Origin of the sequence: uncultured Bacteroides sp., from assembly GCF_958445495.1 — a bacterium.
In the GTDB taxonomy this organism is placed as follows: Bacteria; Bacteroidota; Bacteroidia; order Bacteroidales; family Bacteroidaceae; genus Bacteroides.
Window position 1 is genome coordinate 57,118 of record NZ_CAUCSQ010000019.1, and the last position, 21,823, is coordinate 78,940.

The 21,823-nt window shown below is 45.9% G+C and carries 11 protein-coding genes and 1 pseudogene; 6 read left to right on the forward strand and 6 right to left on the reverse strand.

All coding sequences use genetic code 11. From position 1 onward, the window contains the following. Window positions 1–10 precede the first annotated feature (10 nt). The 5 genes from Q5076_RS08565 to Q5076_RS08585 all read right to left on the reverse strand — a co-directional run bounded on the left by Q5076_RS08565 (window position 11) and on the right by Q5076_RS08585 (window position 10,388). Window positions 11–1,594 (reverse strand): glycoside hydrolase family 30 protein, encoded by a 1,584-nt coding sequence (locus Q5076_RS08565; protein WP_303012451.1) that lies wholly within the window; start codon window positions 1,592–1,594, stop codon window positions 11–13. Window positions 1,595–1,608: 14 nt separating this feature from the next. Beyond that, window positions 1,609–3,564 (reverse strand): glycoside hydrolase family 97 protein, encoded by a 1,956-nt coding sequence (locus Q5076_RS08570; protein ID WP_303012453.1) that lies wholly within the window; start codon window positions 3,562–3,564, stop codon window positions 1,609–1,611. Window positions 3,565–3,797: 233 nt separating this feature from the next. Beyond that, window positions 3,798–5,147 (reverse strand): DUF1735 domain-containing protein, encoded by a 1,350-nt coding sequence (locus Q5076_RS08575; protein WP_303012454.1) that lies wholly within the window; start codon window positions 5,145–5,147, stop codon window positions 3,798–3,800. Window positions 5,148–5,166: 19 nt separating this feature from the next. Next, a complete protein-coding gene (locus Q5076_RS08580) occupies window positions 5,167–7,206 on the reverse strand; it encodes a RagB/SusD family nutrient uptake outer membrane protein (RefSeq protein ID WP_303012456.1) in 2,040 nt (679 codons plus the stop codon). 35 nt (window positions 7,207–7,241) lie between these two features. Continuing rightward, window positions 7,242–10,388 carry a TonB-dependent receptor gene (locus tag Q5076_RS08585; protein WP_303012459.1) on the reverse strand — a complete coding sequence of 1,049 codons (3,147 nt, stop codon included), beginning with the start codon at window positions 10,386–10,388 and terminating at the stop codon, window positions 7,242–7,244. A 220-nt stretch (window positions 10,389–10,608) separates the two neighbouring features. Here Q5076_RS08585 and Q5076_RS08590 point away from each other — a divergent pair, with 220 nt between their 5' ends. The 6 genes from Q5076_RS08590 to Q5076_RS08615 all read left to right on the forward strand — a co-directional run bounded on the left by Q5076_RS08590 (window position 10,609) and on the right by Q5076_RS08615 (window position 21,225). After that, on the forward strand, window positions 10,609–14,727 hold the full coding sequence (locus Q5076_RS08590) for a hybrid sensor histidine kinase/response regulator transcription factor (protein ID WP_303012474.1): 4,119 nt from the start codon (window positions 10,609–10,611) through the stop codon (window positions 14,725–14,727). Window positions 14,728–14,929: 202 nt separating this feature from the next. Then, entirely contained in the window at window positions 14,930–16,513 is a 1,584-nt protein-coding gene (locus Q5076_RS08595; protein ID WP_303012460.1) for a sulfatase, read from the forward strand. A 123-nt stretch (window positions 16,514–16,636) separates the two neighbouring features. Next, entirely contained in the window at window positions 16,637–17,506 is an 870-nt protein-coding gene (locus Q5076_RS08600) for an AraC family transcriptional regulator (protein ID WP_303012461.1), read from the forward strand. 205 nt (window positions 17,507–17,711) lie between these two features. Continuing rightward, window positions 17,712–18,416 carry a succinate dehydrogenase/fumarate reductase cytochrome b subunit gene (locus Q5076_RS08605; protein WP_004324017.1) on the forward strand — a complete coding sequence of 235 codons (705 nt, stop codon included), beginning with the start codon at window positions 17,712–17,714 and terminating at the stop codon, window positions 18,414–18,416. A 37-nt stretch (window positions 18,417–18,453) separates the two neighbouring features. Then, window positions 18,454–20,433, forward strand: a complete 1,980-nt coding sequence (locus Q5076_RS08610) for a fumarate reductase/succinate dehydrogenase flavoprotein subunit (protein ID WP_303012463.1) — start codon at window positions 18,454–18,456, stop codon at window positions 20,431–20,433. A gap of 36 nt (window positions 20,434–20,469) precedes the next feature. Then, a complete protein-coding gene (locus Q5076_RS08615; protein WP_186966086.1) occupies window positions 20,470–21,225 on the forward strand; it encodes a succinate dehydrogenase/fumarate reductase iron-sulfur subunit in 756 nt (251 codons plus the stop codon). Between the two features lie 117 nt (window positions 21,226–21,342). On the opposite strand, the pseudogene Q5076_RS08620 reads toward Q5076_RS08615, so the two are convergent. Then, window positions 21,343–21,563, reverse strand: a pseudogene (locus Q5076_RS08620) (AraC family transcriptional regulator); the annotation flags it as partial. Window positions 21,564–21,823 lie beyond the last annotated feature (260 nt).

The window sequence follows — 21,823 nt, forward strand, 5'->3', positions numbered from 1 at the left end:
ACAGAGGCAGCTAGTCCGACGAAAGCATAGTCATGACAGAACGCGCCGGAATCCGGATTTCCTTTCCGCTTTTCACTTTCCCTACCGGCAGCAAATCTTCCCCTTCCTTATCGGATGTCCGATACATCTGCCATTGCCTGTTTCCGACCTTATCTTTGCGGATAGAAAACTCCTTTTCCTCATCAGCATAGTTAATAACCACCATTACGTATGTTCCGTCTGTATTCTTATATGCAGTACACATCAATCCCTGTTGGTCGGTATCGCCGCCGGGGAGCAACGTTTCTGCCTTGTCGAAAGCCGAAACGGATAACCGCACCGCTCCCGGACGGATAAAACGGCTATAATTGCCTAAAGCCCACATTAATTTAGAGTCTTCCACCCTGCCATCCAGGAAATTATCCTCCGCAGTATATTCACGAATCAACCCGTCTTTGTAATCACCGCCGACAGCCCGCCACCATTGCCAGCTTTTTGCTCCGGCATACACGATATCATGATGAATTATGCGGGCTACGTAAAGCGCGGTCTTCATCGTGCGGTCAAACCCGTTTCCACCGCCGATTTCCTCGTCATTGCCCATGATGCAGGTCTCCGTCTGCCAGAAGCCGACCTGATGTTTATCTAAGGTATCCCGCAACTGGCAGCGGATATTACGCAATTCGCTCAACGGTGTTGTTGTCCAATAGCTATGACCGAGCATCAGACGGGGAACATTCGGAGTATTTCCCAAATATGTATCCACACTATCCGGACAGAAAAAAGCCTGAATCTGGTATCCGCGTTGCCAGTCCGTTTCGTGAGTGCGGAACATACAACGGTAATCGGAAGATTCATTCACCAGAATCCGGGTATCCATGTTCCGGCTTACGAACTCTTTACTCAACAGGCGCACCGTGCGGGCTATTTCTTTGTTTGTCGCCGGACATCCTTCCTGCTTCGGCCCTACCCAGTTCCAATGTCCGTCCGGTTCGTTGAAAGGGCAGATATAATCGAACTTGATGCCATCGTGCTTTTCAACCCCTTGTATCACATCCGCCAGAAAACGGACAAATTTTTCATAACAATCCGGTTTCAGGTTCGCTGTACCTCCGCGGCCGGTATTGGTTGCCAACCCGTTTTGCGTATAATACACGGGGGGAGAATTCAGAAATGCCAGGAATTTGCCGACTCCCCGTTCTTTCGCCAGTTTCAGGAAATTGCGCTGTCCTTGTTGCTTGTTCCAGTCATACGTTCCGTCCGCATTCAGAAAACACTCGGCACGCATCCAGGGAGAGGCTATCTGGCTGGCTTCTCCCTGTTCCGCACTGCCCGCCCCGACATTGAAACGCCAAAGCGACAAACCGATACCTTTAGGCTTTCCGTCCGCATCGTTCTCCGTGCTGAACAGCCAATCAGCTATCCGCTCCCGTTTCTCCTGCGGCCAAAGCCCGATGAATTGCATGCTCCAAGCATCGGAAGCACCGAAATAATCCATCGTCTGGCAAGGTTTATCCGTTTCTATCCGATAATTGACGGCAGCAGGCCGGGAGCCCCTCACTGCTGCGCTTATCCAGAAAAAACTTAAAGCGATTAAAATTATTTTACCTTTCATACCTATTATATAAGTTAATATAAACTTTTCAAAATGCCTCCTCCCTGCGGCTGAACATTGAAGCGGAATTTACCGTTCGATTTTATATTGCATTGTTCCAGTTGCGGTTGTAACTGTTTGCCATCGCTATAGAAAGCAACGGTCTTCCCTGCGAACATCGGGAGTTCGAGCTCCAACTCCAACGTTTCCCCGGTGGCGTTCACCGCCGCCAGATACCAGCACTCTCCGGAACGCCGCGCAAGCACTACGTATTTGCCGGGATAACCGTCTATAAAACAGGTTTCATCCCACTCTGTAGGCACATGTTTCATAAAATCAAGACAGATTTCAGGAACGTCGGTCAAATTGTTAGGCGCCAGAGCAAAATTCTGAATCGGATTCTGGTAGAGGACGGCAGTAGCCAGTTGGAACACATCGGTAGTCCGGCGCGTGGTTCCCCCGTCATTTCCCCTATTCAGACGCTTGTTCAAGAAACAACCGCCAAATTCCATAGAACCGACAGAGTTACGTATAAACGGGTGCAGGCAGGCGTTAAAAGCTTCTTCGTCGCAAAAATGCTGGTTGAATACCATATTTTCCGAAGCCAATACGGCCTCGCTGCCTACGTAATTCGGATACATCCGTTCCCAACCGCGCGGTAATGTACAACCGTGAAAAATTACCATTAATCCGTAATCGTCCGCATCGCTCAGGATAGCTTCGTACAGGCGCATCGTTTCTTGCTTGTCTCCACCGAAAAAGTCAACCTTGATACCTTTCACTCCCCGGCTTTTCAACCATTTCATTTCCCGTTTACGCACGATAGGGTTATCCATAAGGTTTACAGGGCCTTGTTCGATATCATTCCAATAACCGCTGGAGCTATACCACAAGAACACATCCACCCCCTTATTGCGGGCATATCCAATCAACTGCTCCATGCGTTCGTGGCCGATGTTCGTATCCCACCAGTTATCTATCAATACATATTCATAACCCATGGCGGCCGCCAAATCGACATAGCGCACCTGGTCGTCATAGTTGATGCTTCCATCCTGCCAGAGTATCCAACTCCACGTTCCGCGCCCCATGCGATAGGTATGTTCCGTTTCGTACAACGGCTCAACCACATCCCACGGAACCGTAGTTTCCACAATAGGTTTCAAAGTCTCTCCTACGGTAATAGTGCGCCAAGGAGTAGAACCCGGCAGGGAGAAAGCCGGCGCTACCGTCCCATTGCCGTTATTTTCTTCAGGCATGGGGAAAGCAACCGTATAGAGGTTTCCTTCCTTTACGTCGCTCAGGTGGGAAGCGCAATAGCGGCTGTCCACTCCCGTTTCACTGACAAGCACCCAGCCGTCGTTCCCCACTTTGAACAGACAGGGAAATGTATATCCGTGCCCATATTGCGAACGTGCTTCCATCGGAGCGTCTGCCTTATATTCTTCTTCATAACTGGGTTTGGTACGTTTCCACCCTATCATGGCATCGCTTTGCGGACAAAGGAAAGTGGTGGTCCCGGCCGGAAAACGGAAACCGGTTTCCTCACTGTTCACGATGACGCTTCCCGTATCTCCCTGGCGAGGCAACGTATATCGGAAAGCTACGTCATTGTTACTGACACGGAACGTCACGTCTATTTTCCGGCCTTTACCGTTGGCAAAGGAACAAGTCAGCTCATTGGCGCGATAATGTATGCGGGATGCCTTAATACGCGACTGGACATAAACTTTGTCAATCTGTTTTTCCTGATGTCCCGTCAATTTCATCTCTCCTGCAAAATTTCCCGCATTGGTAACCAGCCCCAACGGGGAAGATTCAATCAGCTTTTTCCCATTATAAGAGAGGGAATAAGACGCTTTACCCCCTTCCGGACATGCGACCGTTACTTGCAACTTTCCGTCAGGACCGCTTACAACCACATTTTGTGCAGCCGATGACGACATGAATGCCGCCAATAGAAAAATAAATCCTTTTAACCTGTTCTTCATGATAATCATACAATTTAATATTAATTTAGCGGGCAGGGATAGACTCTTCGGACACCGTGCATTTTCCCGTCACGGTGAAATAAGCAAACAGGCAGACCGCCTGTCTTTCTTTCCGGAAGGGCATTCTGTTGAAAAATGCCGGCAGTGATACTGCCGGCATCCGATTCATCCGTACGGTTATCCGTTAATAACCCGCATCACTTATTTCCATTTATAGTAGTGCAAATGATAAGCTACTCGGCATCAAATCCGTATGCATATATTTCGGATAAAGAAGAGTTGAGCTCTCTATTTCCTTCCGTTATCTCTACTTTAAAATAACGGCCTTCTGCCGGAGTCTCTAATGTAAAGTTCTGAGTCGTGAGAATCTTTTCCATAGTAAACGTTCCGACTTTTGTCCAATCTTCTCCATCATCGCTCACATAGAAATTACCGCTTCTCGTATCTCTGTAATCAGCGTGTTGCCTTTGTACCAGACCGAATTGCGTAAACGTATGCGATATCTTGGTATCAATAACCAGCCAATGAGGAAAGGCTGTGTTACCGCCGGTCTGCCAGGATGAATGCCAATAAGTGGACAAATCACCGTCCAGTGCGCATTCTGGTACTCCTTGTCCGGCTCCTTCGCCACTCGGTTCTTCCGTATTGGCTTCTATCGTCCAATCCGTACGAACCAATTCCGGTCCCAGGACGCGGATAGCCCAGAAATATACATTGTTGGAAGAAAGCTCAAACATGGAAACGGAATTGATGCGGACAGGCAACATATAATCACCCGGCTCCAACTGCCCGTTCACCGCAACGCTTAACTCCGCATTTGTCGTACCGGCAGAAAGTGTCATTTCATTTTCGAAAGAATAACTGCCTTCCGGCAAAGCTTTAAAGTTTGTTCCATTCTCTTCATTGTAAGCTTCACGATAAGAGTCGTCGGCAACGAACTGGCAGGTTATCTCCCAACTGTTTTCCGTATCAAGCCCGAATGCTATTTTTGAGGAAACCGAAGTATTATAACTGTAATCGGCTATCGAGACTGCAGAGCTTTCAAACCCCAAAGACGGAGTGACAACTCCTGTTATCTGCAAAAACAATTCGTCTTTCTCATTGTTGACAGAATCGTTTTCACTGGTAATCCGCAAAGGCAATACCCATTTGGCATCCTCGTCTCCGGACTCCATGATGGACTCTACTTTATCCGGACTCAACGAAATCGAAACTGACTTATAACGTTCTTCGGCCGAGAACTCTACATGGGGCATCTCTATCGAATAACAATCCGCACTTATCAACTTATAGTTCACGGCTTCCGGATTGCTGTACTCACTATCAAGCTCTTCCTGGGTCAGAACCTCAACATCCGCACTGGCAGTCGAATTCGGTTCACTGCCGGATTTGAAGATTGAAAACTCATATACATTATCTTCTCCTGTTTTATATAAAGCGACTTCCTGCTTACCGCTATTATTCACATACAATATCTTATGATACTGTTCCGGGACCAAACTGCCCAATTCATATTCCGATTCGTTGCAGGCGCTCAATAACAACAAGCCTCCTGCCAACAATAATGTATTTCTTACTTTCATAATACCCTGTTTTAGATGATTAATATCCGGGAGCCTGTACCATTTGAGGATTACTGTAAAGTTCATCCATATCGCTTCTCGACCATACCGGAAGTAAATATGACCTGTCATACCATTTAAACGGCTGGTCAATCAGAGTCGGCGTGTTGAATTCTTCAAAACTCGGATTCAGAGTCAAACCGTTCAAGCCGTAACGGGTGCCGGCTTTCAACATTTCGGGAGCAATCGCCCAACGCCGCAAATCATAATAACGGTGTCCTTCTTCATACAATTCCACGAAACGTTCATTACGCACCCAATCGGTGATAGTCATTTCCGAAGTCAAATCGGCTGTCGTCAAATCTCTGATACCGGCGCGTTCACGTATAATGTTCAGATTACTGATAGCCTCTTTTTCCTGTCCTAATGCCGCATAACATTCCGCCAGATTCAGATAGAGCTCCGCCATCCGGATAAACGGACGTCTTGATGGGTTGTGGGTTCTTGTGCCGTTAGCTCCGAAACGTATGTTCGGGTCAATGAATTTCTTCGAGATATATCCGGTACCGGCAATGTTACGTTCGTCGGAAGAACGCCATCCGTTGGTATCGGTATTCTTAAAATTAAGCCAGAGAGGATTTCCGTTATTGATTTTCTTGGCATATTCGCAACCGTCAAACGCAATCCACGCATAGAAACGTGCTTCACGTCTGGCATTCAGCTTGATGATATCATTTTTTACGTCCTCGGTATCCAATCCGTCAGAACCGACTCCCGTAGGACTTGACGTGCCCTCATAATAACGTGTGTACCATTCGGACTGCGGATAGAACTCGCTGTCCAGCTCCGGCAATTCTCCGTTTTCCGTATAGAAATGCTGTACGGCATACAATGTCGGAGCCAATCCGGCCCAGCCTCCTGCCCAACTGCCGTCGCTCTTCTTCACCACGCGGTTCGGCAATCTTGAATCCGTTGCTTCTCCACCGTTGGTATAGTCATCGTCAAGGCGTTGTCCCCAGATAATCTCTTTATTTCCGTCGCCTTCAGTGGCCGTAACCAGGTATTGGAACATACGGACACGTTCCTTGAATTCTTTATTCTTTTCACTGTTCGGGTCGTCCGGATTATCGCTTTCCTTACCCGGAATAAAAGGAAGGTCCACACCGTCAAGCGTAGCTTTAGCATTGGCTGTTTCAACATTGAACAATTCATATCCGGCAGCTTCTGCCGCTTGCAACGCCTCCTGGCAGGCTTTCAAAGCGCGATCCCATTTTGCTGGTTCGTAAGAGCTGCTGACTAACGCTTTTCCATATCCGGGTGTTTCGTAATTCGTATTTTGCCAATTCGGACTGGGGAAAGAACCGTTCCACAACGGGGAAGCGGCATATAAGAGAACACGGGCTTTCAAACATTTGCAGATTGTAGAAGTGGCGCGGCCCAAATCTTCCGTCTGTCTTGTTTCCGGCAGGTTTTTGGCAGCTTCGTCCAGTTTGCCGACAATATAATCCACACAATAATCAAAATGTGAACGTCCCGGAATCTGGCTGTTCGTAATATTCGGGTCCACCTTTTCCGTAATGAGCGGACACGGCCCAAATGCTTGCAGCACACGGAAATGATAATAGGCCTCCAGGAAATAGCACTCTGCCTTATATCCTGCCTTATCTTCTTCCGTCACCCCCACGGGTTGTAATTCGTCAATCAAGCTAAGGAAATGATGGACATAGCCCAGCCAATTGTAACTGGGAGTCCAGATATTCATGTCATCGCCTCCCCAACTGTTATAATAAGAAGGCGAAATCGTTCCCCATGCCATTTGTTGTTGATAATCGTCCCACAGCTTAGGAGACACAATCTCATCGGCAGATTGCTCAAACGCCTTAAAATTGAAAGGATGTATCCTGGGAAGATAACCGTAACAAGTAAACAGGAAGTTCAGTGTCGCAGCCTCATCTTTCATGGTATCGTCAAAATCTGCTTGTGCAGGCGGAATAACATCCAGATAACTACAGGAAGTCAACAGGCAACAAGGTATCAACAAACCTCGTAACACTCGGATCATTTTATCTATTAGTTTCATACTTCTCAATTTATTAATACATTAAATTCATTTTATCAGAATGTAAATTGAACACCTAAATTAAAGGTACGCTGCAACGGATAAGCATTCCAGGAGAGTTCCGGATCCCATAATTTGAACGGGCTGAACACGGCCAGATTATCTCCGCTGAAATAAACACGGCAATAGGGGAAGCGATAGCCCAACTCTAAACTCTTAAAACGGATAAAATTACCATTACGTACCCAATAAGAACTGGGTTGAGTATTATTGGAGGTATCAGAACTCGTTATGCCTAAGCGGGGATAAGCCGCATCCGGATTGGGATTATCTACCGACCAGTGGTCGTCGGCAATCCATTGCATCAGGTTGCGTTCCAGGGTTTCCGTAGTCATACCGTCGCCACCACCGGAAAGGAACGGTGCATATCCACTGTTAATCATTATCTTGCGTTTTGCCGAACCGTTAAAAAATACTCCAAAATCAAACTTCTTGTATGTCACATTCAATCCCAGACCATACTGGATACGGGGTACATTATTGTAAGGAGACAACATTACCTGGTCTTCCGTCGTAATTGCTCCGTCACCGTTTATATCACGATACTTAATGTCTCCCGGCATGATATTGGCGCCCAACTGTGACTGGTCCGGCCAACTGGCTATTTCTTCTTCACTGGTGAACAATCCTTCGGCCACATAACCTGTCAAAGTATTCAGAGGTTTCCCTGTCTTAGTCTGCCAAACATACGGATAATTGGGTTCGTCTACATATTTGTACTCATTCTGGTTATAAGTAAAGTTTCCACGGAAATCTACAACCCAGTCTTTACCAAACCTTCTATTCCAGTTCACGCTTAATTCCACTCCTCGGTTGATTACCTCACCGATATTACTCCAGGGAGTAGAACCCCAGTATCCCAACATGTCAGGCCAGGAAGAACGTGCCATCAAGATACGGTCACGATGGTCGTGGAAATAATCAAAGGTGATATTCACCTGGTTAAACAAAGACATGTCAAAGCCGACATCGAATTTCTTCACGTGCTCCCAACCTGCATTCTGAACGGCCAACACATAAAACGCTGGGCCTTTTCTATTAATCTCATTTGAAGGAAGTCCCGTCCAGTAAGAATGTCCCGAACCGATGCTGATATTATTCTGATATAAGAAGTGCGGAGCGCCGCTATTGAATTCATCGCTACCTACCAGACCGTATGAAGCTCTCAGTTTCAAATGGTCGACATATTTGCTCATCGGTTCCCAGAATTTTTCCGAACTTACCACCCAACCGATGGAAGCGGCAGGGAAAAACTCAAAACGCTCGCCGGAGGCCAAACGTTCGGAACCGTTGTAACCAAAGTTAAATTCAAACAAATAACGGTTGGCATAGTCGTAAGTCAGACGTCCGGAATAGCCTTGGTTACGGTTAGGCAGAACATCACTGCGATATTCACGCATCATATACATAAGCATCGCCGTCAGGTTGTTGTCGCCGAAGCTGCGTTTCCAGTCTGCACGGAAATCAAAATAAAAGGTCTGGTCCGCACTTTTAGAAATACTGGACTGGTTCACATAATCTTCTCCGGTCTGTAACGTCTGGAGTTCATACCGGTTTGCCGCAGAGTCATAAGAACCGTCTTTCACCTTGTAATAATAAGGAGTGATAGAACGGTTGTAAGTAGATTCGGACCAGTTCTTGAAATTCACCAGAGCTTTCACACTCAGTCCTTTGGTGATGAAGCTCAAATCCTGCGTGATATTCAATGAGGTATTCAAAGTATTGTAATTGGCTTCTTTGAATGAGCTCATCATATACGCATAAGGATTCTGCCCGTACACGCCGGACTTGATTTCCGCATTACCAAAACGTATATGCTCGTCGTCGCCTTCAGCGGGGAAATAGGCGGGAAAAGCCACGGGATTGGTCTGCATAACGATTTTATACAAATCGGAAGTAGAGTAATTCGGTCCTTTCTTATTACCGATTTGGGCCATCATCCTCAAATCGACTGTTGTCGTATTGGTCAGTTTATAGGATATGTTATTCTGGAAATTATATTCCCAGTTATCGATATTAGGATTATAGTAATAATCCGGGGCATCCAGCAACCCTGTATCATGGTTGGCTTGCAAAGCCATATAATAGGTCACGCGCGAACCGCCGCCCTGTACATTCACATTGGCGCGCTGGTTGAAGTTGCCTTCTCTGAAAATCAGGTCATACCAGTCTACATCCGGATATACATAAGGGTTCAATCCGTTGGCGGTATTCATAATCTGTTCTTCCGTATATTTGGGAGAAGTAATCTGCGCGCTGCTTCTGGCCTGCGCCGCTTCATTATATGTCCGCATATAAGTCGCTCCGTCGGCAAACTCTACCCGGTTCATCGGATGGAAATAAGAGGCTTCCAATGATACGTTAACGGTTGCTTTTGTGTTTTCAGTACCTCTTTTGGTAGTTACAAGCATCACGCCATTAGCACCGCGGTTACCATAGATGGCCGTTGCCGAAGCATCTTTCAACAGAGAAAAGCTTTCGATGGACTCCGCCGGAATTCTATTCAAGTCATTAGAAGAGATTTCTACTCCGTCTAACAAAATCAACGGGGTGGAACGTCCGCCGAACGTATTGATACCCCGAATGTAGAAATCGGAAGTAGAACCGGGCTCACCGCTGTTAGTCACAGCAACAATACCCGACAATTTTCCGGCAAGGGAACTCGTTAACGAAGAAGAGGGAAGTTTCAGCGTAGCGCCTTTCACCGTTGCGATAGAACCTGTCACGGATACCTTTCTTTGAGTTCCGGCTCCTATGACTACCACTTCATCCAACATCTCGTTATCCGACTCCATCTTAACGGTCATCACACCCAAATCTCCCACGATCAATGTCTGTTCTTTATAACCGATATAAGAGAACTCCAATTCTGTATCACTGGTAACTTTAATGGAGAATTTTCCATCCAAATCGGTAATAGTACCGTCTCCGGTTCCTTTTACTTTCACATTAACTCCGATAAGCGGGTCTCCGGTAGTCGCATCAAGTACAGTACCAATCAAAGTACGTTTTCCTACAGTTTTCTCTTTCGAGACCGTACGATTCACAGTTGTTGACTGCTGTGCATTTCCCGACAAGCAGAATAGTAAACACAACGCTACTAACAGCTTTTGTTTTGAACTACAAAATAAACTTTCCATCATAGTATTTATTTAAATAAAGATATTCCAGAAAACATCGGTTTATTACAAAACTTTACAAATATTTGAAAGTTTCACTGTGCAAATATAAATTAAGAAATAACAAAAAAACGACAAAAATCATGCATAGGAAATACACAAATCATGCATTGCACGATTTATATAGCTTAAATAAAATATTTATCCTTATTTTTGAATCAGAATATAAAGTAACAATATGAACATGCAACGACACATCATTTTTATACTCTTATTTCTGTTGTCTTCTTTCCAACTGACAGTTTATCCTTATACTGTCAAACGGTTGAATATCGAACAAGGGCTTTCCAACAACTACGTGGTCAGCATTGCGCAAGACAGACAAGGATTTCTATGGTTTGCAACGGAAGAAGGGCTCAACAAATTCGACGGGACCCGTTTCATTACTTATTATAAAAATGACTTGGCACAAAACCGCCAGGGAATCACCGGTAATGAACTCAACCATGTATATGCCGACAGCAAACGCCCCGTTATATGGATAGCCACCCAACGGGACGGGTTAAATGCATACGATTATGAGAAACATACATTTACAGCCTATCTGAACGACCCGGAAAACCCGCACAGCCTGATTACGAATGACGTAACAGACATCTCTCCTTCCACCCGGAATGCAGACGGCCTATGGATTAGCACATATTACAGAGGTGTGGAATACCTCGACATCAACAGCGGACGGTTCACTCATTACAACAAAGGCACCGTCCCCGGCCTCCCCTGCGAACAAACGTGGACTGTATTGGACGGAGGAGACGGGAACCTCTATATCGGTCATGTAAACGGCGGATTCAGCATCCTGTCTCTGGAAGACAAGAGCGTAAAGAATTTCCGGCACGAACCGGAGAACCCTGCAAGCCTGCCCGGAGACGATGTACGATGCATCACCAAAGATTCAAACGGCAATATCTGGCTGGGAACGGATAAAGGGCTGGCTCTTTTCAACACTACCGGACAGAACTTTATCACTCTGAGAAATAACAAGAATGACAAGCATGCCGCCCTATGCGGCCGCATATTGTCCGTCAAGCAATTAAACGACAATAAGTTATGGGTCGCTTCCGAGCTGAACGGCATCACCATATTAGACTTAAAACAAAGCATGTTCCTCTCACCGGAACAGATTTCTCTCGAATATATCCAGGAAGGGGATGACAACCGGAGTCTTTCCAACGCCAGTGCCCGATGTATATTCCAAGATTCTTTCGATAACATCTGGATAGGGACATGGGGCGGAGGAATCAATTTTATCAGCAACACGCCTCCTTTATTCACCACACTGAATTATTCACCGATTCCCGACAACGAAAACAGCCTGAACAACAAGGTAGCAAGCAGTCTCTGCACAGACAGGCAAGGACGGATATGGGTCGGTACGGACGGAGGCGGCATCAACGTATTCGAAAAAGACAAACGTATCGCCATTTATAAAAAGGAAACCGGAGAAATCCCTTCAAACTTCATACTGGCTTCTTTGCAAGATTCAAAGGGGAATTTATGGTTCGGTTCTTTCCAGGGAGGAATCAGCTATTACGACAGCCGGAACAGGAAGTTCCGTTCTATCTCTCTGATGGGACAATCCAACCAGGATATACGCACAATCTACGAAGACAACCGGCACAACATCTGGGTGGGATACAGTGGAGGAATCATCGTGCTGAATCCTCTGAACATGGAAATCATACGGCATTACAATACGGAAAACAGCGAATTGCACAGCAATTTCATACGTTCCATCGAACGGGACGAGAAAGGCCGGTTCTGGATCGGGACTTTCGGGGACGGTCTGGGCGTGTACACCTCCGACCTGCAATTAATCAAAACGTTCGTCCAGAGGGACGGTTTCTGTTCGAACACCGTCAACCAAATCATCCGGGATGAACAAAAAAGGATGTGGGTGGGAACGGGAGAAGGATTGGTCTGTTTCCCGTCAACCGATACGCTGGATTACAAGACCTACCAACGGAAAGACGGTTTGCTCAATACGAACATTCGCGCCATAACGGAAGACAAGAAAGGCAATATCTGGTTCAGTACCAATAAGGGAATCAGTTGCTATGTAACGGAAAAGGAGTGTTTTTATAACTACGGCCATTCCGACGATGTCCCGGCAGGCAGTTTTTCAAGCGGTTGCGTGACACAAGACAAAAACGGGTTGATTTATTTCGGGTCCATCAACGGAGTATGCAGTTTTAATCCCGACATCACGATGAACACTCAACTGCCTCCGCCAGCCGTTATTACGGAGATGAAGGTGCCGGGACGGTTGAGCAGCCCGAAAAATAACGATTTATTCGTCAATTTGTCTCAAAAACAGTCTGTCGAATTGACTCATGCACAGAACAGTTTCGAACTGACGTTCAACGTACAGAATTACTCGCTTGTCAATCAAGTGGAATATGCCTACATGCTGAAAGGGCTTGAAAATTCCTGGTACACGGTCAATGAAAACAACAGTGTCACTTTCCGGAACATTCCTCCGGGAAAATATGAATTTCTCATTAAAGCGCGAATCCATAATCAGGAATGGCCGGAGGAAGCCACTTCCCTGACTATCCGAATCAATCCTCCCCTTTGGCTGACCTGGTGGGCGAAACTTATCTATATCCTGATATCCGCCAGCATCATCTATTTTATACTGCACGCCTATAAAAAGAAACTGAACTTGGAAAACCTATATACGCTGGAAAAGAAAAACCACGAACAGGAACAGGAGTTAAACCAGGAACGCCTGCGCTTCTACACGAATATCACCCATGAGTTGCGTACACCGCTGACACTTATCATCGGCCCGTTGGAGGATATGCAGAAAGACACCTCCCTTCCGGCAAAACAGGCACAGAAATTATCGGTCATCCACCAAAGCGCACTACGGTTGCTCAATCTAATCAACCAGATTCTGGAGTTCCGGAAAACAGAAACCCAAAACAAAAAGTTATGTGTCTGCAAAGGAAACATCGCGCCTCTCATTTACGAAATAGGACTTAAATATAAAGAGCTGAACCAAAAGCCAAAAATAAGTTTCCGAATCCTTATCGAAAAAGAAGAGATGTCTCTTTTCTTCGATAAGGAAATCGTCACTATCATTCTCGATAACCTGATATCCAATGCCATCAAATATACAGAGCAGGGATGTATCACCCTAAGCCTGTATCAGACTGCCCGCAATGAGGTCGCTTATACGGAAATTAAAGTGAGCGACACCGGATATGGCATCTCGGCCGAGGCGCTGCCTCATATTTTCGACCGTTATTATCAGGAAAGCGGCTCGCACCAGGCATCCGGCACAGGTATCGGGCTTGCCTTAGTCAGAAACCTCGTGGAGTTGCACGAAGGAGAAATCCGCGTTGAAAGTACGCCGAATGAAGGGAGCGCTTTCTATGTCAGCCTGCTGACAGACAATATATATCCCAATGCCTTGCATGCGGACTCTACGGAACAAACGGAAAAAGAGGAGATAAGGAACGCATCTCCTTCCGACCTCCAGGATGCGATAATAGCGGACAACGGAAAACCCATCTTGCTTATCGTAGAGGACAATGAGGAAATACAGAACTACATCGCCGAGTCCTTCTCCGACACCTTTGAAGTGGTCACGGCCGGCAACGGCGAAGAAGGGAAACAACAAGCTCTACAGCGTATCCCCGATATCATAGTCAGTGATATCATGATGCCTGTAATGGACGGAATCACTTTATGCCGGCAGTTAAAAGAGGATGTACGCACAAGCCATATTCCCATTATCCTGCTGACGGCAAAGGATTCTTTACAGGATAAGGAAGAAGGATATGAAGTAGGGGCGGACTCTTATCTGACGAAACCTTTCAGCGCTTCTCTTCTACGCAGCCGCATCAACAACCTGCTTGAATCGAGGAAGAAACTGGTAGCCCAGTTCCAGTCCCAGTCCGCTCCGGGCAGCCATACGGACCTCAATGAGAAACGTATGATGATTACCGAAGCCTTAAGCAAGCTTGACAATGAATTCATCGAGAAGATTACCCTGCTAATTGAAGAGAATCTTTCTTCGGAAAAGATTGACATCACTTATCTTTCCGACAAATTGTGTATGAGCGGTTCCACTCTTTACCGAAAGATGAAGGCGCTGACCGGATTATCGACCAATGAATATATCCGAAAAGTTAAAATGCAGAATGCGGAACGCCTGTTGCTCGAAGGGAAATATAACATTTCCGAAATCGCTTATAAAGTAGGAATGAACAGCACGGGGTATTTCCGCCAATGTTTCAAGGACGAGTTCGGGGTTTCTCCCTCAGACTACCTGAAACAACTCAAGCAGGCATAGGCATAAGGATGCCATTCTGCCTGCCGAATGCACGAAAAATACAACCCGGAGAAAGAAGGGAAATTTATAAAACGATTAATTGGCAAATAACAATAATCATCGTATCTTTACACGGATTAGTCCGGTATATCCGTCAGACACGGACAACAGCAGGACGTCACGAAGTTATTGAATTCAGATTATAAATTTGAACTTTACGCTTATGAGAACACATATTCCGACAATCATCATAGGAGGCTTCACTTTATGCCTGCCTTATCAATCTTACGCCAAAGAAGCCGCCGTCCAGCACTCTCCAGATAAAGAACGCCCCAATATCCTTTTCATCCTAAGTGACGACCATACGTCGCAAGCATGGGGGATTTACGGGGGAATACTGGCCGATTACGTGCAAAATACCAATATCCGCCGGCTGGCAGCCGAGGGCACCGTATTGGACAACTGTTTTTGCACAAACTCGATTTCTTCCCCCAGCCGCGCCAGTATCCTTACAGGATGCTACAGCCATCAAAACGGAGTATATACATTGGCGGATTCCTTGGATACATCATTGCCGACTATCGCCACGACACTGCAACAGGCTGGCTACCGTACGGCCCTCATCGGCAAATGGCATTTGAAATCGCAGCCTCAAGGATTCGATTATTACTCCATCTTCTACGACCAGGGAGTATATCGGGACCCTCTTTTTATCAACAGCACCGATTCCTGGCCCGGCGACCGTAACTTCGGCGAATATGTCCGGGGATTTTCTACGGATATTGTCACTGAAAAGGCTATTCAATGGATAAAAGAACAGGAAAAAGGACAGCCGTTTCTCATGTGCTGCCATTTCAAGGCGACCCATGAGCCATACGACTATCCGATACGAATGGAACATCTGTATGACGGAATCACTTTCCCCGAACCGGAGAATATCATGGATTGGGGACCGGATACTAACGGAAGAGGGTTTATCGGACAGAAACTGGAAGAAATAGGACGACGGTGGGAAGCGGCTTCCGCCGACCCGGACAAATGGTGGTGCAGATATCCGGGACTTCCTTTCGGCACACAAGGAATGCAACGTACAGCCGCACGTAAAGCAATCTACCAGAAATATATCCGTGATTATTTACGCTGTGGGGCGACTGTTGACGATAACATCGGGAAACTGCTGAGAGCTCTTGACGAGATGGAAATCGCCGATAACACAATCGTCATTTATGTATCCGACCAAGGTTATTTCCTGGGCGAACACGGTTTCTTCGACAAACGGATGTTTTACGAAGAAGCGGCCCGCATGCCTTTCGTCATCCGTTATCCCAAAGAAATTCCGGCAGGAAAACGCCTGAAAGATCTGATATTAAATATTGATTTCGCCCCTACGTTGGCAGAATTCGCCGGAATAGAAATGAAAAATGTCCAAGGACGCAGCTTTGCCGGCAATCTGAAAGGAACGACTCCGCCCGATTGGCGAAAGGCCATCTATTACCGTTATTGGACCAATCATGCCATCCGTCCGGCGCATTTCGGCATTCGTTCCGACCGGTACAAACTGATTTTCTATTATGCGGAAAACCTGGATATGACCGATACAGAAAACTTCGGGTTCACTCCGGCGTGGGACTTCTACGACCTGAAAAACGACCCGCATGAGAATCACAACGCTTACAATGATCCTCAATATTCTTCCGTCATCAAGCAGATGAAGAAGGACTTAACGAACCTGCGCAAGGAATTTGGGGATACGGACAGTAAATACCCGGAAATGCAAAAATTGCTCCAAGAGTACTATGACAAATAGAAAAAGACATGGAATGAAAAAGCGGTTTGCCCGACGTAAATCCCGCCCGGCGGATATATATGGAAAGAAAGGGTTTTATTTTCCGTAAAAAAGCTTACCTTTGCCTCAAAAGACAAAAAACTCATGCCAAGAGACTCTTTTTGCATACAAAACCCACATTGTGCAGGATGTCCTAAAGCTACTGACAACATCCTTGTATATAGAAGCTTATCTAAAGGAACGCATTTTCCCCAAGACAAGTGTACGCAGAACTGTATGCTTTTCATGATAAAAGGCGAATTGCTCATCAATAGCGAAGAATATCCCGGCAACACTTTGCACGAAAGACAGTTTATCCTGCAGGCAATCGGCTCAAAAATAGAACTGCTCGCCCTCACGGATGTCGAGTATATTGTCTACTGGTTCAATGAATTGCCGTTGATTTGCGAGGAACGGTACCAGGAAATTGTAAACCAGGCGGAAGTGCCTCTTACCTACACCCCGCTGGTTATGGGCGAGAGGCTTTATCGCCTTATCACCGGCATGCCCGGAATCCTGCTCGAAGAGTCTCCCTGCGGCAAGTTTATCGAGCTGAAATGCAAGGAGCTGATTTTTCTCATCATAAATTTCTATCCTCTTCCCCAGTTGAGCACATTCTTTTATCCCATCAGCACTTATACGGAGAGTTTCCACTATTTTGTCATGCAAAACTACAGTAAGGTAAAGAATGTAGAAGAATTCGCCCATTTAGGAGGTTACACCACTACCACTTTCCGCCGTCTTTTCAAAAACCTTTACGGCGTTCCCGTATATGAATGGATTCTGGAGAAAAAACGGGAAGGAATCCTGGAAGATCTTCAACATACCAAAATGCGAATTACGGAAATCTGCAACCGGTACGGTTTCGATTCCTTGTCCCACTTCGCACATTTCTGCAAAGATTCTTTCGGTGACACTCCCCGCGCCCTGCGCAAAAAAGCCGCCGGCGGTGAGAAAATCGGGAAAGTACAATAAAGTGACATATATCCAATATGCCGGTTATCACACTGCATTGTCGCACAAGCTTATCGGTACTTCTGACACATTGCTTCCTTATTAAAGAATTATTTCTTTAATTCCTTGCTCAATCAATCTATTTCCCCTATTTTTGCAGTCCGTAAGAGGTGTAAAACGTCGAAATTTTAGTTCTAACAATTAAATAATTTAAATTCAATCATTTATGTGGTTAAGTAATTCATCTGTAGGAAGGAAAGTGGTGATGAGCGTTACCGGTATCGCCCTTGTCCTGTTTCTAACATTTCACATGGCGATGAACTTGGTTGCGATCATCTCGGCTGATGGTTACAACATGATTTGTGAGTTCCTGGGAGCAAACTGGTATGCATTAGTGGCTACCGCAGGACTGGCTGCTCTTTTCGTAATTCACATTATCTACGCATTCTGGCTGACAATGCAGAATCGCAAAGCGCGTGGTAGCGAACGCTATGCAGTGACAGACAAACCGAAAACTGTAGAATGGGCATCTCAAAACATGTTGGTGCTGGGTCTTATCGTTATCGTAGGTCTTGGTTTGCACCTCTTCAACTTCTGGGCAAAAATGCAGTTGCCGGAACTGATGCACAACATGGGCATGCACGCTGATACATTGACATTGGCTTATGCTGCTAACGGTGCATATCACATTCAGCAGACTTTCTCTTGTCCGGTTTACGTAGTTCTTTACCTTGTTTGGCTGTTTGCTTTGTGGTTCCACCTGACTCACGGTTTCTGGAGTTCAATGCAATCACTGGGATGGAACAACAAAGTATGGATTGATCGTTGGAAATGTATTTCTAACATCTATTCTACAATCGTTGTACTCGGTTTCGCACTGGTAGTAGTGGTATTCTTTGTGAAAACACTTATTTGTGGTGGTGCTTGCTAAATAGTAAATTGTAAATGATTAAATTGTAAATAATATTATGATCAAGATAGATTCAAAAATTCCAGAAGGCCCGGTGGCTGAGAAATGGACCAACTATAAAGCTCACCAGAAATTGGTGAACCCCGCTAATAAACGTCGTTTGGATATCATCGTCGTGGGTACGGGCCTGGCAGGCGCTTCCGCCGCTGCCTCCCTCGGTGAAATGGGTTTCAGAGTATTCAACTTCTGTATTCAGGATTCGCCGCGCCGCGCACACTCCATCGCTGCGCAGGGTGGTATCAATGCTGCAAAGAATTATCAAAATGACGGCGACTCTGTTTACCGTCTGTTCTACGATACGGTAAAAGGCGGCGACTACCGTGCCCGCGAAGCGAATGTGTATCGTCTGGCCGAAGTATCCAATGCCATTATCGACCAATGTGTGGCCCAAGGTGTTCCCTTCGCCCGCGAATATGGCGGTACGCTGGACAACCGTTCTTTCGGCGGTGCACAGGTATCCCGTACTTTCTATGCCAAAGGCCAGACCGGCCAGCAGTTATTGTTGGGCGCTTATTCAGCACTAAGCCGTCAGGTAAACGTAGGTACGGTAAAACTGTACACCCGCTACGAGATGCAGGACGTCGTTATCATTGACGGACGCGCCCGCGGTATCATCGCCAAGAATCTTGTGACCGGTAAATTGGAACGCTTTGCCGCCCATGCGGTAGTTATCGCTACCGGCGGTTACGGAAACACGTATTTCCTTTCTACCAATGCAATGGCATGTAACTGTTCGGCAGCCATCGCTTGTTACCGTAAAGGTGCCGTATTCGCCAATCCCGCATATGTCCAGATTCACCCGACTTGTATCCCGGTACACGGTGACAAACAGTCTAAGTTGACTTTGATGTCTGAATCTCTCCGTAACGACGGCCGTATCTGGGTTCCGAAGAAGAAAGAAGACGCTGTGAAGCTTCAGAAAGGCGAAATCAAAGGAAGCGATATTCCTGAAGAAGACCGCGATTATTACTTGGAACGCCGTTATCCGGCATTCGGTAACTTAGTTCCCCGTGATGTTGCCAGCCGTGCCGCCAAAGAACGTTGTGATGCCGGTTTCGGTGTGAACAACACTGGTTTGGCAGTATTCCTCGACTTTTCCGAAGCCATCAACCGTTTAGGGATTGACATCGTTCTTCAACGTTACGGAAACCTCTTCGATATGTATGAAGAAATCACCGACGTCAATCCGGGCGAACTGGCAAAAGAAATCGGCGGCGTGAAATATTATAATCCGATGATGATTTATCCGGCCATCCACTATACAATGGGAGGTATCTGGGTAGACTACGAACTCCAGACTACAATCAAAGGTCTGTTTGCCATCGGCGAATGTAACTTCTCCGACCACGGTGCAAACCGCCTCGGTGCTTCTGCGTTGATGCAAGGTCTGGCAGACGGTTATTTCGTATTGCCTTATACCATCCAGAATTATCTGGCCGACCAGATTACCGTTCCCCGTTTCTCTATCGACCTTCCCCAATTCGCCGAAGCGGAAAAAGCAGTTCAGGCTAAAATCGACAAGCTCATGAGCATTCAAGGAAAAGAATCGGTAGACTCCATCCACAAGAAATTAGGCCATGTAATGTGGGAATACGTGGGTATGGGACGTACGGCAGAAGGTCTGAAAGAAGGTTTAGCCAAACTGAAAGAAATCCGTAAAGAGTTTGAAACCAACTTGTTTATCCCCGGCTCCAAAGAAGGCATGAACATAGAGCTTGACAAAGCTATCCGCCTGTACGACTTCATCCTCATGGGCGAACTTATCGCCAACGATGCATTGAACCGTAATGAGAGCTGCGGCGGTCACTTCCGCGAAGAATACCAGACAGAAGAAGGAGAGGCCAAACGTGATGACGAGAACTACTTCTATGTAGCATGTTGGGAATATCAGGGTGACGATGAGAAGGCTCCGGTACTGCACAAAGAACCGCTGGTATATGAAGCTATCAAGGTTCAGACCCGTAATTACAAGAGCTAATCGGTGAAGTTAAACATTAAAAAGAATTAGAAGAAAATGGATAAAAATATATCATTTACACTGAAGGTATGGCGCCAAGCTGGTCCGAAGGCTAAAGGTGCTTTTGAAACCTACCAAATGAAAGATATCCCCGGCGATACTTCCTTCCTCGAAATGCTGGATATTCTGAACGAACAGCTCATCAGCGAAAGAAAAGAACCGGTAGTATTCGACCACGATTGCCGCGAAGGTATCTGCGGTATGTGTTCTCTTTACATCAATGGACACCCGCACGGTCCTGCAACAGGTGCTACTACTTGTCAGATCTATATGCGTCGTTTCCAGGATGGTGATACGATTACTGTTGAACCTTGGCGTTCGGCCGGTTTCCCTGTAATCAAGGACTTGATGGTAGACCGTACTGCTTATGACAAGATTATGCAAGCTGGTGGTTACGTGAGCGTACGTACAGGTGCTCCGCAGGATGCTAACGCTATCCTGATTCCGAAGCCTATCGCTGACGAAGCTATGGATGCTGCTTCTTGTATCGGTTGTGGTGCTTGTGTAGCTGCATGTAAGAATGGTTCTGCTATGTTGTTCGTTTCTGCAAAAGTTAGCCAGTTGAACTTGCTGCCGCAAGGTAAACCGGAAGCTTTGCGTCGTGCAAAAGCTATGTTGTCAAAGATGGATGAACTGGGATTCGGTAACTGTACAAACACTCGTGCTTGTGAGGCTGAATGTCCGAAGAATATCTCTATCAGTAATATTGCACGCCTGAACCGTGATTTCATCAGGGCAAAACTGAAAGATTAAAATTGCTAGATTTCGATAATGAGAGCTTAATTTGATTAATGATAGAATCCCCCTGCCGGACCAATCGGCAGGGGATTTTTTTATGTATGGATGGCTCATGAATTATTATTAATATCACTAACGATTCTGTTCGCGCAAATTACGTAGAAAAGTACCAAAAGACTTCTTACAAAAATTAGAGAAATGGGGTAAAGACTCAAAACTAGACTTATAGTATCTCTTGAGATATGCATAAATAGAATTATTCAAATCATCAAGAATAATCTCTTTCTTTACAGCATGTCAACACCCCATTCATGAACTGGTTCATAGAAGACGTTATTAAAAATACGACGAAAATTAGTATCTTTGGACCATTAGAAACAACCAACACGGGAAAATCCACGAGAATAGTTGTGATTTGCTTTCAAATTAGTATCTTTGAACCATTAGAAACAACAGAAGATTATGAAAAAGCAAGGACAATTCAGTTGTGATTTGCTTTCAAATTAGTATCTTTGAACCATTAGAAACAACACCGTAGGCCAGAAGATATCGAGCATTAACGTTGTGATTTGCTTTCAAATTAGTATCTTTGAACCATTAGAAACAACCGACA

What these genes read in the sequence shown, in the direction of transcription:
- Q5076_RS08565 (WP_303012451.1), bottom strand. Translation starts at nt 1,594, where the DNA reads ATGAAAGGTAAAATAATTTTAATCGCTTTAAGTTTTTTCTGGATAAGC.
- Q5076_RS08570 (WP_303012453.1), bottom strand. Translation starts at nt 3,564, where the DNA reads ATGAAGAACAGGTTAAAAGGATTTATTTTTCTATTGGCGGCATTCATG.
- Q5076_RS08575 (WP_303012454.1), bottom strand. Translation starts at nt 5,147, where the DNA reads ATGAAAGTAAGAAATACATTATTGTTGGCAGGAGGCTTGTTGTTATTG.
- Q5076_RS08580 (WP_303012456.1), bottom strand. Translation starts at nt 7,206, where the DNA reads ATGAAACTAATAGATAAAATGATCCGAGTGTTACGAGGTTTGTTGATA.
- Q5076_RS08585 (WP_303012459.1), bottom strand. Translation starts at nt 10,388, where the DNA reads ATGATGGAAAGTTTATTTTGTAGTTCAAAACAAAAGCTGTTAGTAGCG.
- Q5076_RS08590 (WP_303012474.1), top strand. Translation starts at nt 10,609, where the DNA reads ATGCAACGACACATCATTTTTATACTCTTATTTCTGTTGTCTTCTTTC.
- Q5076_RS08595 (WP_303012460.1), top strand. Translation starts at nt 14,930, where the DNA reads ATGAGAACACATATTCCGACAATCATCATAGGAGGCTTCACTTTATGC.
- Q5076_RS08600 (WP_303012461.1), top strand. Translation starts at nt 16,637, where the DNA reads ATGCCAAGAGACTCTTTTTGCATACAAAACCCACATTGTGCAGGATGT.
- Q5076_RS08605 (WP_004324017.1), top strand. Translation starts at nt 17,712, where the DNA reads ATGTGGTTAAGTAATTCATCTGTAGGAAGGAAAGTGGTGATGAGCGTT.
- Q5076_RS08610 (WP_303012463.1), top strand. Translation starts at nt 18,454, where the DNA reads ATGATCAAGATAGATTCAAAAATTCCAGAAGGCCCGGTGGCTGAGAAA.
- Q5076_RS08615 (WP_186966086.1), top strand. Translation starts at nt 20,470, where the DNA reads ATGGATAAAAATATATCATTTACACTGAAGGTATGGCGCCAAGCTGGT.